This window comes from Halalkalibacter okhensis (genome assembly GCF_000787375.1).
Lineage (GTDB): Bacteria > Bacillota > Bacilli > Bacillales > Bacillaceae_D > Halalkalibacter > Halalkalibacter okhensis.
Genome location: NZ_JRJU01000030.1, coordinates 1 through 16,856, shown reverse-complemented (window position 1 = coordinate 16,856; position 16,856 = coordinate 1). Strand labels below are relative to the sequence as shown.

Annotated in this window: 13 protein-coding genes; 12 read left to right on the top strand and 1 reads right to left on the bottom strand. The window is 42.1% G+C overall.

The annotated features are described in order from the left end of the window. Positions 1 to 52: 52 nt before the first annotated feature. Complete coding sequence (gene cls / locus LQ50_RS17985; protein ID WP_034631890.1) at positions 53 to 1,249, bottom strand: cardiolipin synthase; 1,197 nt, start codon at positions 1,247 to 1,249, stop codon at positions 53 to 55. 205 nt (positions 1,250 to 1,454) lie between these two features. On the opposite strand from cls, the gene LQ50_RS17980 reads away from it, so the two are divergent. The 12 genes from LQ50_RS17980 to LQ50_RS17925 all read left to right on the top strand — a co-directional run. Beyond that, entirely contained in the window at positions 1,455 to 3,557 is a 2,103-nt protein-coding gene (locus LQ50_RS17980) for a (Fe-S)-binding protein (RefSeq protein ID WP_034631887.1), read from the top strand. A gap of 128 nt (positions 3,558 to 3,685) precedes the next feature. Continuing rightward, positions 3,686 to 4,861 carry an acetyl-CoA C-acetyltransferase gene (locus LQ50_RS17975; protein ID WP_034631886.1) on the top strand — a complete coding sequence of 392 codons (1,176 nt, stop codon included), beginning with the start codon at positions 3,686 to 3,688 and terminating at the stop codon, positions 4,859 to 4,861. Between the two features lie 194 nt (positions 4,862 to 5,055). Beyond that, positions 5,056 to 5,907 (top strand): 3-hydroxybutyryl-CoA dehydrogenase, encoded by an 852-nt coding sequence (locus LQ50_RS17970; protein ID WP_034631884.1) that lies wholly within the window; start codon positions 5,056 to 5,058, stop codon positions 5,905 to 5,907. 24 nt (positions 5,908 to 5,931) lie between these two features. Next, the gene (locus LQ50_RS17965; protein ID WP_034631881.1) at positions 5,932 to 7,071 is read left to right on the top strand and encodes an acyl-CoA dehydrogenase; all 1,140 of its coding nucleotides are present in this window, start codon (positions 5,932 to 5,934) and stop codon (positions 7,069 to 7,071) included. A gap of 12 nt (positions 7,072 to 7,083) precedes the next feature. After that, positions 7,084 to 8,226 (top strand): acyl-CoA dehydrogenase, encoded by a 1,143-nt coding sequence (locus tag LQ50_RS17960; RefSeq protein WP_034631879.1) that lies wholly within the window; start codon positions 7,084 to 7,086, stop codon positions 8,224 to 8,226. A gap of 307 nt (positions 8,227 to 8,533) precedes the next feature. Next, a complete protein-coding gene (locus tag LQ50_RS17955) occupies positions 8,534 to 9,169 on the top strand; it encodes a TetR/AcrR family transcriptional regulator (protein WP_505669918.1) in 636 nt (211 codons plus the stop codon). 13 nt (positions 9,170 to 9,182) lie between these two features. Then, complete coding sequence (gene icmF / locus LQ50_RS17950) at positions 9,183 to 12,419, top strand: fused isobutyryl-CoA mutase/GTPase IcmF (protein ID WP_034631877.1); 3,237 nt, start codon at positions 9,183 to 9,185, stop codon at positions 12,417 to 12,419. A gap of 135 nt (positions 12,420 to 12,554) precedes the next feature. Next, positions 12,555 to 12,854 (top strand): hypothetical protein, encoded by a 300-nt coding sequence (locus LQ50_RS17945; RefSeq protein ID WP_034631875.1) that lies wholly within the window; start codon positions 12,555 to 12,557, stop codon positions 12,852 to 12,854. Positions 12,855 to 12,877: 23 nt separating this feature from the next. Beyond that, the gene (locus tag LQ50_RS17940) at positions 12,878 to 13,561 is read left to right on the top strand and encodes an HD-GYP domain-containing protein (protein ID WP_052144842.1); all 684 of its coding nucleotides are present in this window, start codon (positions 12,878 to 12,880) and stop codon (positions 13,559 to 13,561) included. A 132-nt stretch (positions 13,562 to 13,693) separates the two neighbouring features. After that, positions 13,694 to 14,212 carry a DNA-directed RNA polymerase subunit delta gene (gene rpoE / locus LQ50_RS17935; protein WP_034631873.1) on the top strand — a complete coding sequence of 173 codons (519 nt, stop codon included), beginning with the start codon at positions 13,694 to 13,696 and terminating at the stop codon, positions 14,210 to 14,212. A 300-nt stretch (positions 14,213 to 14,512) separates the two neighbouring features. Further along, positions 14,513 to 16,114, top strand: coding sequence for a CTP synthase (pyrG, locus tag LQ50_RS17930; RefSeq protein WP_034631872.1), 1,602 nt, complete (start codon positions 14,513 to 14,515; stop codon positions 16,112 to 16,114). A gap of 136 nt (positions 16,115 to 16,250) precedes the next feature. Next, positions 16,251 to 16,856, top strand: a 606-nt coding sequence (locus tag LQ50_RS17925) for a hypothetical protein (RefSeq protein ID WP_052144841.1), incomplete at its 3' end; no start/stop codon positions are given.

Here is a 16,856-nt window from a genome sequence, read left to right as displayed (position 1 = left end):
GCTTAAAGGCCACTGAAAAAGGTGAAAGTCGCACCTTTTTTCAGTGGCCTCCTTATAATAGGCCTGAGACGAGCTTGGCGACTTGTTCTTTCCCCCTTTGAGTGAGCGGTCTTTTTTGATAGGCTTCAAGTGTCAGGCGTTCTGAAATGGAAATATCATGCTCCATTACCTTTAAGACTTTCTGAATAAATTCAGGGTCATAAAGTAAACAATTGATTTCATGATTTATATGGAAGCTTCGCTTATCAAAATTGGCTGTGCCAATGTCGCATACTTGGTTATCAATGACAACAGCTTTAGCGTGGAAGAACCCACGGTAATATTGGTAAACGTTAATTCCTGCTTCGAGCAATGGTTTAAAGTAAGGAAACGCAGCTTCTTTAACAAGAGGATGATCACCTTTTTTCGGGACAATTAGTTTCACATCGACCCCTCGTTTTGCTGCAGCCATTAGTTCTCTTTGCAAAGGCTCACCAGGGATATAGTAAGGGGTCCCAATGATAATCGTTTCTTTTGCTTGACTGACTAAATCAATGAATGTCTCTTCTAAATAAACTCCATCTGTTGGGAGAATTCGCAGTGGGATTGGTCCTTTTCTTAATGTTGGATAATGAGAGGACTTTTCCATATATTTTTGCTTCGCTGTTTGCCAATCCTGCAAAAATTGCCCTTGTAAATCTTGAACCCCATCTCCTTCAATTCGTAAATGGAAGTCACGCCACGTACCAAATTTAGGATCTCTCCCTAAATACTCATCTCCAACATTATAGCCACCAATATACCCAACACGTCCGTCAGCGATAACTAACTTTCGATGATTTCTCCGGTTAAAAGTGAAAAAGAGATAAGGCAATGATACCGGATGAGAATAGGCGAAGCGAACCCCTGATTCTTTCAATTGCTTTATACGTTTTTTGGGAATGTCACAGCCAAGCTTATCGACTAAAAGCCTGATATCGACGCCTTCCTTTGCCTTTCCTTCAATAATTTTCAATAACTTGCCGCTAATATGGTCGTCTCTAAATATATAAAAAAGCAAATGTACATGATCATTTGCTTGCTCAATATCAGCAAACAACTTTCTAAAAAACTCATCACCTGTAGGTAAAAAGGTTACTTCACCGTACCGTGTTTCCTGAACATGCCGAGTTGCTTCTTTTCGTTGCTGACGTAGTCCTAAAATAAAATCGATTCTCAACCAAATAAGAACAGCAATTAAGATTAAAGCAGTAATAACCCATCCATTCATAGCATAACCTTCTTTCTACAAGCGCTTTATGAAAAGACACCGAACGCTCTTTAAAGTTCTGCTTTTAGCATGTGCAAAATGAAGAAGTTCATGAGAAAAATATCATAAAAAATGAATGACCATTCATTCAAACCGTGTTATAATCATTTTATATAAATGGCCATGGAGTATTATTAAAGGAAAGAGCGAAGGGAGATGTTCATTTGTGGAAGCGTTAACATGGGTTAATTGGATTTTATTCTTACTCGTTGTGACTTATGCCATCTATTTATTCGTAACGCTAGTTAAAACGAGGTATGAGTACATCAAGCTTGGAAAAAAAGCCGAGTTCAATCATACGATGAAAGAGCGTCTACATGCAATTTGGGTGAATGTGTTTGGTCAAAAGAAGTTGTTAAAAGATAAAAAAAGCGGCATCATCCATCTCATGTTTTTCTACGGTTTTTTACTCGTTCAGCTTGGAGCCATTGATTTAATATGGAAAGGGTTGGCGGTTGGCTCACACTTGCCACTTGGAGTGCTGTATCCAGCCTTTACCTTCTTTCAAGAATTAGTTGTGCTGATGATCTTAATTGCAGTTGTCTGGGCCTTTCACCGCCGCTATGTGGAAAAGTTAGGCCGTTTAAAGCGTGGCTGGAAAGCAGGACTTGTTCTTGTTTTTATTGGGGGATTAATGACATCAAAGCTTCTAGCAAAAGGGATGGAGATCATCTGGCTTGATAAATCATTAAGCGGATTTGAACCGATTGCCTCTACTATTGCAACGGTTTTTGGGTTTGTAACACCAGTTGTAGCAGGTGCGTTATTCTTTGTATTTTGGTGGATGCACTTATTGTTTTTGCTCACATTCCTCGTTTACGTTCCGCAATCGAAGCATGCGCATTTAATTGCGGGTCCAGTAAATGTTTTCTTAGGACGCACTCATAAAGTGGGGCAGCTGTCTTCGATTAATTTTGAGGATGAGAGCCAAGAAGTATTTGGTGTTAATAAAATTGAAGACTTTAATCAGAAACAGCTCGTCGATTTATATGCCTGTGTCGAATGTGGTCGTTGTACAAATATGTGTCCAGCAACGGGAACAGGAAAAATGCTGTCCCCGATGGATTTAATCGTAAAAATGCGTGACCACTTAACTGAAAAAGGCGCTGCGGTAACGTCTAAATCAGCATGGCTTCCGGAATTTGTTTTTTCCAATACGAAAGCAAACCAGTTAGCGATGCAAGGATCTGGTGGGAAGGAAGTAGCCGCTGGATATTCAGTAAGTTTAATCGGAGATGTCATTACAGAAGAGGAAATATGGGCTTGTACAACATGTCGGAACTGTGAAGACCAGTGTCCAGTTATGAATGAACATGTCGATAAAATTATCGACCTGCGCCGCTATCTTGTATTAACAGAAGGAAAAATGGATGCCGATGCACAGCGAGCGATGACCAATATTGAGCGCCAAGGCAATCCGTGGGGAATTAGCCGCAAAGAGCGGGAAAATTGGCGTACAGGTCGCGATGATATTCACGTTCCAACAGTGAAGGAAATGGAAAAAGCAGGAGAGGAATTTGAGTTTCTATTCTTTGCCGGTTCCATGGGTTCATATGATAAACGCAGCCAAAAAATAGCCCAATCATTTGCAAAAGTGATGAATGAAGCAGGTGTCACGTTTGCGATCATTGGAAACAAAGAAAAAAACTCAGGAGATACACCGAGACGACTTGGGAATGAATTTTTATTCCAAGAGCTTGCAGCAGCAAATATTGATTTGTTCCAAAAGCATAATGTCAAAAAGATTGTCACAATTGATCCACACGCATACAATACGTTTAAAAATGAGTATCCTGAATTTGGCCTAGAAGGAGTCGAAGTGTACCATCATACAGAACTTCTTGCTGAGTTGATCCGAGACGGACGGATTCAGCCGAAGTATGAAGTGAAAGAAAAAATTGTCTATCATGATTCCTGTTATCTTGGGCGGTACAATGAAGTGTATGAACCACCTCGCGACATTTTAAAAGCCATTCCAGGTGTAGAAATTCTCGAAATGAAACGAAATCGCGAGAACGGCATGTGCTGTGGAGCCGGTGGTGGAATGATGTGGATGGAAGAAGACACAGGTCAGCGCGTTAATGTTGCTCGTACCGAACAAGCGCTTGAAGTAGAGCCATCGGTCATCGGAAGCGGCTGTCCATATTGCTTAACGATGCTAAGTGACGGGACAAAAGCAAAGGAAGTCGAAGAAGACGTTCAAACACTCGACCTAGTCGAAATTTTAGAAAAATCACTCATCCAGAAGGAAAATGAGATCGTCCACTAGAATAAAAAAGAAAGGGCTTTCATAAATGTAGTATGAGCAAGAAAGAAGTCTGGTTTAAGATATCAGGCTTCTCTCATTTTATAAAAATTGAGTGAGCGTTCGCTCAGAATAAAGGAGGAGGAAAACGAATGAAGACAGTCATTGTTAGTGGAGCAAGGACTCCGTTTGCCAAATATGGTGGGGCTCTAAGTGCACTTGGTGCTAGCGAATTAGGGGGGCAGGCCATTAAAAAGGCGCTCAGTCGTGCCAATTGGCAAAAAGAACAAGTCGATGAATTAATGATGGGAAATGTACTGCAAGCTGGACTTGGTCAAATTCCTTCACGCCAAGCTGCTCGACATGCTGGTCTTCCTTGGTCGGTTCAGACAGAAACGATCAACAAAGTGTGCGCTTCTGGCATGAGGAGTGTAACAATGGCTGATCAGCTCATTCGTTTAGGAGAAGCAGAGGTAGTAGTTGCTGGAGGAATGGAATCGATGAGTAACGCTCCATACTATCTGCCAAATGCAAGGTGGGGACAACGGATGGGCAATGGCCAGGTCATTGATGGGCTAGTTCATGACGGACTCACCTGTTCCTTCCGCGATGTTCATATGGGCACGTATGGAAATGCTGTAGCCAAGGAGCTCGGTATTTCGAGAGAACAACAAGACAAATGGGCATATGAAAGTCATAAAAAAGCAGTGGCGGCGATTGAATCTGGGAAACTTGCAGATGAAATAGTAGGAGTCGAAGTCCCGCAACGAGCAGGAGCTCCTCTTTTTATTGAAAAGGATGAAGCCCCTCGTATCGATACAACACTAGACTCATTAGCAAAACTAAAACCAGTTTTTGGTAAAGATGGAACGATCACAGCAGGCAATGCCCCAGGTGTTAACGACGGTGCAGCAGCATTGCTACTCATGTCTGAGGCTAAAGCAATGAAAGCGGGACTTGAGCCTCTAGCAACAATCATTGCTCATACGGCTCTAGCCATTGAACCCGAAAACTTCCCAAAAACACCAGGTTTGGTCATTCAGAAGCTTCTTGAAAAAACGAACAAAAAAGCAAGTGACATCGACCTGTTTGAAATCAATGAAGCCTTTGCAGCTGTCGCCTTAGCAAGTCAGCAAATTGCTGGCCTTGACTCCAGCAAAATTAATGTAAACGGAGGAGCCATTGCCCTCGGCCACCCAATCGGAGCAAGCGGCACCCGCATCATTCTCACATTAGCCTATGAACTAAAAAGAAGAGGCGGAGGCCTAGGCATCGCAGCCATCTGCAGCGGAGGAGGCCAAGGAGACGCGGTACTTATAGAGGTTTAACCAAAAGGGCGCTCTTCCCTTTTGGTTAAACCGAAGCGATCAGTGAAGCCGCCGTAATCTTTTAAGCCTTCCTGCGCGAACTTCTCAAAAGGCGCACGGCGAGTGTAGCGATCGCAAACTATGTACGCATTATTAAGGGAAAAGGGCGCTCTTCCCTTTTGGTTAAACCTAATTCACAAAAAAGGAGAGTAGCTATGAACATTCAAAAAGTTATGGTCATCGGAGCAGGTCAAATGGGTTCGGGCATTGCCCAAGTCCATGCGATGGCTGGAGTTGACGTGATTCTTCACGACATAAAAGATGAGTATGTTCAACGAGGCATAACATCCATTTCGAACCATTTAGCTCGCCAAGTAGAAAAAGGCAGATTAACCAAAGCAGAAAAAACAGAGATTTTGGAGCGGATCGAGGGATCAACCGACTTAGCAAACGCCAGTGAAGCTGAATTGGTGATTGAAGCAGCGGTCGAAAACATCGAAGTGAAATCATCGATCTTTGCTGAACTTGACCAAATAACGCCCAAAGAGACGATTTTAGCAACAAACACGTCATCTTTGCCTATTACAGAAATCGCTGCGGCAACGAATAGACCTGAGAAAGTGATCGGCATGCATTTTATGAATCCAGTTCCTGTCATGAAGCTAGTCGAAATTATCCGCGGATTGGCTACAGCTGATGAGGTGTATGAAGCGATTGAAGAATTGGCACTCAGACTGAACAAAACACCTGTTGAGGTCAATGACTTTCCGGGCTTTGTCTCTAATCGAATTTTAATGCCGATGATTAACGAGGCCATCTTTACGGTTTACGAAGGCGTGGCAGAGCCAGAGGCGATTGATGAAGTCATGAAGCTTGGAATGAATCATCCGATGGGCCCCTTGACCCTTGCCGATTTTATTGGTCTTGATACGTGTCTTTATATTATGGAGACCCTCCACGAAGGCTTTGGCGATGATAAATATCGCCCGTGTCCGCTTCTTAGAAAGTATGTAAAGGCAGGCTGGCTTGGGAAAAAGTCCGGTCGAGGTTTTTACAAATACAGCTAGTATTACATCTAAGGAGGTGTAGTCATGAATTTACGCTTCACAAACGAGCAAAAGATGATGAGAAAAATGGTTCGTGAATTTGCAGAAGAGCAGATCACTCCTTTTATTGATGAAATGGAAACACACGAGACGTTTCCAAAGGGCATCATCAAAAAGATGAGCGAGCTAGGCTTAATGGGGATCCCGATCCCTGAAAAATATGGCGGCTCTGCGATGGATTTTACATCCTATATCATTGCAATTCATGAGCTATCGAAGGTAAGTGCAACCGTCGGTGTGATTTTATCGGTACACACATCGGTAGGGACAAATCCGATTTTGTATTTTGGAACAGAAGAGCAAAAGAATAAATATGTGACGAAATTAGCGACAGGAACGTATTTAGGAGCGTTTGGTCTTACTGAGCCAAGCGCGGGGTCGGATGCAGCTGCGTTAAAAACAACGGCTGTAAAAAAGGGCGATCATTACGAGTTAAACGGTTCAAAAGTATTTATTACAAACGGTGGCGAAGCAGATACGTACATCGTTTTTGCTACGACAGCCCCAGGTACAGGGAAGAACGGAATCTCAGCATTTATCGTTGAAAAAAACACACCAGGGTTTCAAGTTGGCAAAAAGGAAAAGAAGATGGGTCTACACGGATCGAATACAACGGAACTTATTTTAGAAAATGCCCGCGTTCCAGTTGGAAATTTGCTAGGAAAAGAAGGCGACGGCTTTAAAATTGCAATGGCAAATCTGGATTTTGGTCGAATTGGAATTGCAGCACAAAGCCTAGGGATTGCAGAAGCTGCCTTTGAAGCAGCGACAAGCTATGCGAAAAATCGGAAGCAATTTGGCAAAGCCATTGGCACTCAACAAGCTGTTGCTTTTAAGTTGGCTGATATGGCCACCAAAATAGAAGCGGCAAAACTTCTTACGTACCGAGCAGCCCATTTAAAAGATAACGGCATGCGCTGTGGCCATGAAGCATCAATGGCTAAATTGTTTGCTTCCAAAACAGCGATGGAAGCTGCCATTGAAGCCGTGCAAATTTTTGGAGGCTATGGTTATACGAAGGAGTATCCGGTTGAGCGTTATTTTCGCGATGCGAAAGTGTGTGAGATCTATGAAGGGACAAGTGAAATTCAGCGGCTTGTTATAAGCAAACAGTTACTAAACTAGGGGGAAAGGCTTATGAATTTTTTCTTAACAGAAGAACAGGAAATGATTCGGAAAATGGTTCGTGATTTTGCCAATAAAGAAGTCGCACCGACAGCAGCCAAGCGTGATGAAGAGGAACGCTTTGACCGCGAGATTTTTGATAAGATGGCAGAGCTTGGCCTGACCGGAATACCTTGGCCAGAGGAGTATGGAGGAATTGGCTCAGATTATATGAGTTATGTTATTGCCGTTGAGGAGCTTTCGCGAGTGTGTGCATCAACAGGGGTAACACTGTCTGCTCATACCTCACTTGCTGGTTGGCCGATTTTTAAGTTTGGGACCGAGGAGCAAAAGCAAACGTATTTGCGTGTGTTAGCAGAGGGAACCAAAATCGGGGCTTATGCTTTGACTGAAGCAGGCTCGGGTTCAGATGCTGCGGCAATGAAGACGACGGCTGTACTAGATGGGGAACACTATGTGTTAAACGGCTCGAAAATTTTTATTACAAATGGTGGAGTAGCTGATATTTATGTCGTCTTTGCTGTGACGGATCCAAGTCTTAGGCATCAAGGTGTCACGGCTTTCATCGTAGATGCCGATACACCGGGCTTTTCAGTCGGTAAAAAGGAGCATAAGCTAGGGATTCGCTCCTCACCAACAACAGAAACCATTTTTGAAAATTGCCGGGTCCCTGCTCAAAACCGACTTGGAAAGGAAGGAGAGGGCTTTAAGGTTGCGATGATGACGCTAGATGGCGGTCGTAATGGAATCGCTGCACAAGCAGTTGGAATCGCGCAAGGGGCTCTAGATGCATCAATTGAGTATGCAAAGGGACGAAAGCAGTTTGGAAGAGCGATTGGCACCCAACAAGGAATTTCCTTTAAGTTAGCTGATATGGCGACAAAAATTGAAGCAAGTCGATTGCTCACTTATCAAGCTGCATGGAAGGAAAGCGAAGGGCTCTCGTACGGGAAGGAATCGGCTATGTCGAAGCTGCTTGCTGGCGATACGGCGATGGAGGTGACCGTTGAAGCTGTCCAAGTATTTGGAGGGTATGGATACACGAAAGAATATCCTGTTGAACGCTATATGCGTGATGCGAAAATTACGCAAATTTATGAAGGGACCAATGAGATACAAAGATTGGTCATAGGGAAGATGTTGTTAGCTGAATAAGTTTGCTAAAAAGACGAGTATTTTTGCCGATAAAATGGGAATTTTGCTACTTTACGGCCGTTTCGCCGATAAAAGTGGATTTTCGCCGTTAAATTTCAACGTTCGCCGATAAAAATTCATTTTCGCTGATAAATTTAAATTTTCGCGGATAAACATGCCTCTCGAACCAGTGAAAAGCGCTATTGCACGACAAAAAATTTGCAGCCTATCCATCCACGTCAAATTTAACAAAATATTCTAAACTCACTGTGGTAGATTGTCCCAAAGTCTAGTATGCTAAAAGGAATGAGATAAAAGTGAGAGTAGGTTGGCAAATTTGAAGAAATCAGTTCCATCGTTAGTCAAAGATCCAGAATTAATTAAAAAACGTCGTGAACAAATGGTCAAAGGTGCTGTCCGCTTATTTATTGAAAAGGGGTTCCACCGCACAACGACGAGAGAAATTGCAAAAGAGTCAGGCTTTAGTATTGGTACACTCTATGAATATATTAGATCAAAGGAAGATATTCTTTACCTTGTTTGTGATGCAATCTATGAAGAGGTTAGAGATCGTTTAGCGTATCATCTAGATACAGATAACAAGGGGATTGATCGGTTAAAGAAGGCAGTGGCTGCTTATTTTCAGGTGATTCATGATATGCAGGATGAAGTGCTAGTCATGTATCAAGAGGCCAAGTCACTTCCGAAAGAGGCGCTATCTTATGTGCTTCAAAAAGAAGTAGAAATGACAGAGATGATCGAGCAAGTCATTCGTGAATGTGCAAAAGAAGGTGTTATCCACGTGCATGACGCGCAAGTGAAGTTAGTTGCCCATAATATTTTAGTGCAAGGTCATATGTGGACATTTAGAAGATGGCAAATTCAGAAGCATTTTAGTTTAGAAGACTATACAAACTTGCAAATCGAGCAGCTGCTTCAAGGAGTCAATCACCGTTTGATGTAGGGGAGGATTGTTCATGTCAGAAACGTACCGTCCGAAAAATCATGTGCGCTTTGTGACCGCATCAAGTTTGTTTGACGGTCATGATGCATCGATTAACATTATGAGAAGAATCATGCAGGCGAGCGGGGCAGAGGTCATTCACCTAGGGCATAACCGCTCTGTTGAAGAAATTGTAAACGCTTCCATACAAGAGGATGTTCAAGGAATCGCGATCTCCTCTTATCAAGGAGGGCATGTCGAGTTTTTTAAATACTGTTACGATCTCCTGCAAGAAAAAGGAGCGGGGCATATTCGTATTTACGGTGGTGGCGGTGGCGTTATTACCCCACCAGAAATCAAAGAGTTGCATGAGTACGGGATAGCGCGAATCTTTTCACCAGAAGATGGCCGCAAACACGGCCTTTTAGGCATGATTGAACAAATGCTAAGAGAATGTGATGTTAATCTAGCTGGCAAAGGTGAGCATAACGTGACAAAGCTAAAAGAAAAACATCCAAACACGATAGCACGTCTTATTACAGCATGTGAACACGAAATGAATGGAACATTGACCATTCAAGCAACCAACCAGCTTGCTGCCTCTCCAATGGTTGTCGGGATTACAGGGACAGGAGGAGCAGGGAAAAGCTCCTTAACCGATGAACTTGTACGTAGATTTCTTTTTGAATTTGAAGAGAAGACCATCGCGATCCTCTCCATCGATCCAACAAAACAAAAAACGGGAGGGGCGCTGCTTGGTGACCGAATTCGAATGAATGCAATTTTCGACCCGCGTGTATTTATGCGCTCACTAGCGACCCGCGGATCGCGGACGGAGATTTCTGCGAGCCTGAAGGAAGCGCTCGCTGTCGTCAAAGCGGCCGGATATGATTTGATTATTGTTGAGACAAGTGGAATTGGTCAGGGCGATGCTGAAATCACTGAAGTGGCAGACATTTCGATGTATGTGATGACGAGTGAATTCGGGGCGCCATCACAGCTTGAGAAAATTGATATGATCGATTTTGCCGATTTGATTGCGATTAATAAGTTTGACCGGAAAGGGTCAGAGGATGCACTAAGGCATGTACGCAAGCAATATCAACGCAGCCATAACCGCTTTGATGAGCCGCTTGAAGCGATGCCTGTGTACGGGACAATTGCCAGTCAGTTCAATGACCTCGGAACGAATACACTTTTCGCTGCTCTAATGGAACTCATTACTAAAAAAAGTCAAACCAACTGGAAGACGACGATTGAAACCAGTGCAGAAGTGATCAAACAAAATGTGATCATTCCACCTGAACAAACGCACTACTTGCGGGATATCGTCCAAACGATACGCCAGTACAAAAAAACAACCGAAGAACAAGCAAAAGTTGCAAGGAAATTGTTTCAGGTAACAGGTGCCCTTAACATCCTAAAAGATCAAGCAACAGAAACGGAGGAGGCAACCGAACAGCTCAAAACGATCCAACGCCAGTACAAACAGCAGCTCCTCCCAGCTTCAAAGCACATTCTTGATCACTGGGAAGCTTTAAAACATGCGTATAACCAGGATACGTTTGTGACGAAAATCCGTGATAAGGAAATAACAACAGACCTGAAAACGGAAAGCCTGTCCGGCCTGAAAATCCCAAAGGTTGCCTTGCCGAAGTATTCAGATTGGGGAGACATTCTAAAGTGGTCAATGGAGGAGAATGTTCCTGGGCAATTTCCTTTTACTGCGGGAGTGTTTCCGTTCAAGCGAAAAGGAGAGGACCCAAAGCGGCAGTTTGCTGGGGAAGGGACGCCGGAGCGAACGAATCGGCGCTTTCATTATTTATCAAAAGACGATGAAGCCAAGCGTTTAAGTACAGCGTTTGATTCGGTGACATTGTACGGAGAAGATCCTGATTATCGCCCCGATATTTATGGGAAAGTTGGTGAAAGTGGGGTTAGTGTTTGTACGTTAGACGACATGAAAAAATTATATGCGGGCTTTGATTTATGTGCCCCTCTTACATCGGTATCTATGACGATAAATGGCCCTGCTCCGATTTTGCTTGCGATGTTTATGAATACGGCCATAGACCAGCAATGTGTTCGTTTTGAAAAGGAGCATGGGAGAAAGCCGACTAGCATAGAGTATGAATCGATTAAGAAGCAAACGTTAAACGTGGTCCGCGGTACCGTTCAAGCTGACATTTTAAAAGAAGATCAAGGACAAAACACGTGTATTTTTTCAACGGAATTTGCTCTTAGAATGATGGGGGACATTCAGCAATATTTTATTGATTATGACGTTCGGAATTACTATTCGGTCTCGATCTCTGGCTATCATATTGCTGAGGCGGGCGCGAACCCCATTTCACAGCTTGCTTTTACACTTGCAAATGGCTTTACGTATGTCGAATATTATTTAAGTCGCGGCATGGATATTAACAAATTTGCTCCGAACCTATCCTTCTTTTTCAGCAATGGCCTTGACCCCGAATATACAGTTATTGGTCGGGTCGCAAGAAGAATTTGGTCAACGGTGATGAAGGATAAATACAAGGCAAATGAACGCAGTCAAAAATTAAAATATCATATTCAAACGTCTGGACGCTCCTTGCACGCGCAAGAAATCGATTTTAATGATATCAGGACAACACTTCAAGCGCTTATGGCGATATACGATAATTGCAACTCGCTCCATACAAATGCTTATGATGAAGCGATCACAACACCAACGGAGAGCTCCGTAAGACGGGCGATGGCGATTCAAATGATTATCGCAAAAGAACTTGGCTTAGCAAAAAACGAGAATTCATTACAAGGGTCGTTTATTATTGAGGAGTTAACGAATCTAGTTGAAGAGGCCGTGCTGCGTGAGTTGGAGCAAATTAACGATCGTGGCGGTGTACTTGGTGCAATGGAAACCCAATATCAGCGCAGCAAAATTCAAGAGGAATCGATGTATTATGAAATGAAGAAGCATACAGGGGAGCTGCCAATTATCGGTGTTAACACGTACTTGAATCCGAAACAGGATGAAGGTGAGAACGACTTTGAACTAGAGTTGGCACGTGCAACAAAAGAAGAGAAAAAGCAACAAATTGATCACTTGCGTCAATTTCAAAAAAAGCACGAAAAGGTTGCTACTGCCGCATTAAAACAACTTCAGCAAACAGCTATGCAAGGCGGCAATGTTTTTGCTGAGTTAATGGAAACTGTTAAAGTAGCAAGTTTAGGGCAAATTACGGCAGCGCTTTATGAAGTAGGCGGTCAGTATCGTCGAAATATGTAAAAGAAGGTAACTTCAAGGATTATCCAAAAGAGCAAAACTCTTTTTGGATAATCCTTTTGGTATTGCTATGTCAAAGATGTCAAAATAAAGAGAATATTGTATAATGAATGAATAGCAGGTAGGAGGGTGTCAAGAATGATTGCAAAGGAACTTTATCAAAAATATATCGGTTTAGAGCTTTTGCATGATTTAGTCAATGACGAAGGGACACTTCTGCTAAAAAAGGGAACGGTGTTATCGGAATCTCTGCTGCGAAGATTGAATGTAAGAATCGAGTATTTGAATGCCGTTTGTGGCAAGTCGAATCGACCTGACCACTTGGACTTAATCGAAGGGGCATCCAATGAAATCAAAGTGATTTTTGATAAGTTTAAAAAAATAAACAAGCTCTTACTGAAATTGAATCAACCGTTCTCCCAACGGTTCAAGTATTAGCACGACAGGAGCGGCTATCGACTTTGTTAGAAGGCATGCTTGATAAAGATGATTATACATATCGCCATAATATCGGCGTGTCTGTCGTTGCTTCCATGTTAGCGAATTGGCTTCACTTTTCAGAAGCCGACCAGCGAAAAATTACACTTGGCGGACTTTTGCATGATATCGGGAAATTGCAATTGAGTGATTATATTTTGACGAAACCAGGTCGGTTAACACATGAAGAATATGAAGCAATTCAAATGCATCCAACTTATGGGTACAAGCTATTAAAAAAAGACTCCATTTACACGGAAGATATTTGTTTAATGGCATTAGAACACCATGAGAGGGAGGATGGTTCGGGTTACCCTCACCATAAAAACGCAGATGAAATTCATCCTTTTTCCAAAGTCATCGCAATAGCCGATGTGTTTCATGCGATGACATCAGACCGAGTTTACCGGAAAGGGCACTCTCTTTACGGGGTTCTGAAACATATCAAAGATGAGTCTTTTGGGAAGCTAGAGCCAACCTATGCCTTAACATTTATCCAAAGATTTATGGAGCTTTCTATTGGGCATTATGCCGAGTTAAATAATGGGGAGGTTGCAGAGATTGTCTTTATTTTTCCACACGATCCCATCAACCCACTCGTTCTTCTCGATCATAAATTAATTGAATTAGGCAAAACGAATTTATATATTACGAAGCTAATTGCTTAGGAAAAAGACTTTCTTCTTCCATGAACTAGCATAAACACCGGAAATATGTTTATAATGAAAAGTATGCTTGAAATGCCAACAACGGTTGGATTAATAGATAGAAGAAGATTGACTGAAAGGACGTGCCTTTTGATGAAGCTACAACAATTGGATAAAGAAGAATTACAAGAGATGTCGATGGTGGAGGTTGCGTTTGAAATTATGAAAGATGAGCGCACACCTTATGATTATTATGACCTCGTACAAAAAGTGGCAGAGGTTAAGGGAATGTCAAAGGAAGAAGTGGAACTACGTATTTCAAACCTATACACAGATATGAACATCGATGGACGCTTTCACTCTTTAGGAGACAACCGTTGGGGTTTAAAAAGCTGGTATCCATTAGAGCAAGCCGAAGAAGAAATCACAACACCAGTGAAGCCACGCAAAAAAGCGAAGGCATCATTGGATGATGCCGATACACTTGATGATGGGTTTGAAGATTACGAAGATGAATATGAAGATCTTGAAGATGAACTTGATGAAATTGCCGAAGAAGACGATCTAGATGAGGATGAAGATACGGACTTTGAGGATACAGACGAAGATTTGGATCTTGATGATACAGACGATGATGAAGATGTAGAAGATGAAGATGAGGACATTCGTTAATTTTAAAACAGGTGAAATCTACTTGACTTCTGTAAGCAATATAGGTAGAATCATTTAGGGCTTAAGAAATCAATGGAATCATTTTATAAAACAAAAACAAAAGTGCGCCCCCTTTCTAGGGAGAGCTGTCACTTTTGTTTTTTTCTTTTTATATAGCATACCCTAAAGGGAAGATAATGAATAAACCCCCATAGCAATCTGTATGCCAGCTTCTTTAGCTGTGGCAAGCAATTTGCATTTCGTGTGAAGATGCTCCATGTAGGAGAGAATACTTATATATTTAGCAAGGGAGACGAAAACATGGCGACAACAAAGTATATTTTTGTAACTGGTGGCGTAGTATCATCACTTGGAAAAGGAATTACAGCTGCATCTCTAGGGCGTTTATTGAAAAATCGTGGCTTGAAAGTAACGATTCAAAAATTTGATCCATATATTAACGTGGATCCTGGAACGATGAGCCCGTACCAACACGGGGAAGTATTTGTGACAGAAGACGGAGCAGAAACGGACTTAGACTTAGGTCACTATGAGCGTTTTATCGACATTAACCTTAGTCAAAACAGCAATGTAACAACAGGACGTGTATACTCTACAGTCTTAAAGAAAGAGCGTCGCGGTGATTACTTAGGAGGAACGGTTCAAGTGATTCCGCACGTGACAAATGAAATTAAAGAGCGAGTATTTCGTGCTGGCCGCGAAACAGGCGCCGATGTTGTCATCACTGAAATTGGTGGAACAGTAGGGGATATTGAGAGTTTGCCGTTCTTAGAAGCGATTCGCCAAATTAAAAGTGATGCTGGGTATGAAAATGTGATGTATGTTCACTGTACATTGATTCCTTACCTGGCTGCGGCAGGTGAAATGAAATCAAAACCAACGCAACATAGTGTGAAAGAATTACGCAGTCTTGGTATTCAACCGAATGTGATTGTTGTTCGTACAGAAAAGCCAGTTCCTCAAGATATGAAGGAGAAAATTGCGCTCTTCTGTGACATTGACAAAAACGCCGTGATCGAAGCACGTGATGCGGATACGCTTTATCAAGTACCATTAGATCTTCAAGCACAACACCTTGATTCAATCGTATGTAAGCATTTGAAGCTTGAGTGCAACGAAGCAGATATGACCGAGTGGACGGCATTAGTGGAAAAAGTACAAAACTTATCTGAAAAAGTAACGATTGCCCTTGTTGGGAAATATGTTGCTCTGCAAGATGCGTATTTGTCGGTAGCAGAAGCGCTACGCCACGCTGGTTATGCATTTGATGCGGATATTGATATTCAGTGGATCGATGCTGAAGAAGTAACAGATGAAAATGTCGCTGAGTTAGTAGGGTCAGCTGATGGAATTTTAGTTCCTGGTGGATTTGGAGACCGTGGCGTAGAAGGAAAGATTTCGGCGATTCGCTATGCTCGTGAAAACAATGTGCCATTCTTAGGAATTTGCTTAGGGATGCAACTAGCATCCATCGAGTATGCGCGTAATGTACTTGGTTTAGAAGGTGCTCATTCAGCGGAACTAAACCCAGAAACGCCATACCCAATTATTGACCTGCTTCCAGAACAAAAAGACGTTGAAGATATGGGCGGAACGCTACGTCTTGGTTTGTTCCCTTGTAAGTTAACAGACGGAACGGTTGCCAGAGCGACATATAGCGATGAAATCGTCTATGAGCGTCACCGTCACCGCTATGAATTCAACAATGAATACCGTGACCAAATGGAAAAGTCAGGTTTCATCTTCTCTGGGACAAGCCCAGACGGACGACTTGTGGAGATCATTGAGCTAAAAGATCATCCATACTTTATCGCATCACAGTTCCACCCAGAATTCAGCTCAAGACCAACACGCCCACAACCTCTATTTAGAGAATTTATTGGCGCGTCTTTGAAAAAATAATATGGCTTTCATGTAGTAAAAAGGGGTCTGGCTCCTACCCGCTGTGGGTAGGAGCCAGACCCTTTTTCTTTTGGTTCAAGAGCTGTGGAATAATTACGTCATACATGACCAAACATATGGGTGAAAGGAGACATGTATGACACAACAAGAATTTATTGAAAAAATCAATAGAGTACAAACAAATGTAAATTACATGACCGATGAGTATTGGGCGCTATATTCTGATGCTTCGACTTGGCAATTTTGGTACCACTTATTTTGGCTTATCTTTCCTTTAGTCATTTTATTTAAATTTATTGATAAAGAAAAATTTTTTGAAGTACTTTTCTATGGATATTCTGTCCATGTCTTGTTTACGTATGGAGATTCTTATCTGGTTCGGTATGGATACGTTGATCATCCCTATATGATCTTTTCTCAATTTCCTTTTGCATTCTCGGTAAATGCAGCCATCCTTCCTGTCATTTATATGTTGCTTTATCAGTATTGCATATTGCATAAGAAGAACTTTTACATCTGGTCACTCGTTGTCAGTGCGGTCGTTGGTCTAGGTTGGGTTGAGATCCACAAGCAGTTAAATATATTCCAAATGAATGAAAAATTAAATGTCCTTCAACTTCACCCTGCTTATATGAATTTTTACATCTTCATCAATAACTTTATGACCTCTGTTATTGTCTTTTGGTTTACGAAACTGTTTATTTATATAAAAGATAATTGGATACATAACAAAGCAAACGAC

Coding starts and splice junctions, on each gene's coding strand:
- rpoE (WP_034631873.1), top strand. CDS start 13,694: ATGAAGCTACAACAATTGGATAAAGAAGAATTACAAGAGATGTCGATG.
- LQ50_RS17960 (WP_034631879.1), top strand. CDS start 7,084: ATGAATTTTTTCTTAACAGAAGAACAGGAAATGATTCGGAAAATGGTT.
- cls (WP_034631890.1), bottom strand. CDS start 1,249: ATGAATGGATGGGTTATTACTGCTTTAATCTTAATTGCTGTTCTTATT.
- LQ50_RS17975 (WP_034631886.1), top strand. CDS start 3,686: ATGAAGACAGTCATTGTTAGTGGAGCAAGGACTCCGTTTGCCAAATAT.
- pyrG (WP_034631872.1), top strand. CDS start 14,513: ATGGCGACAACAAAGTATATTTTTGTAACTGGTGGCGTAGTATCATCA.
- icmF (WP_034631877.1), top strand. CDS start 9,183: ATGTCAGAAACGTACCGTCCGAAAAATCATGTGCGCTTTGTGACCGCA.
- LQ50_RS17970 (WP_034631884.1), top strand. CDS start 5,056: ATGAACATTCAAAAAGTTATGGTCATCGGAGCAGGTCAAATGGGTTCG.
- LQ50_RS17965 (WP_034631881.1), top strand. CDS start 5,932: ATGAATTTACGCTTCACAAACGAGCAAAAGATGATGAGAAAAATGGTT.
- LQ50_RS17945 (WP_034631875.1), top strand. CDS start 12,555: ATGATTGCAAAGGAACTTTATCAAAAATATATCGGTTTAGAGCTTTTG.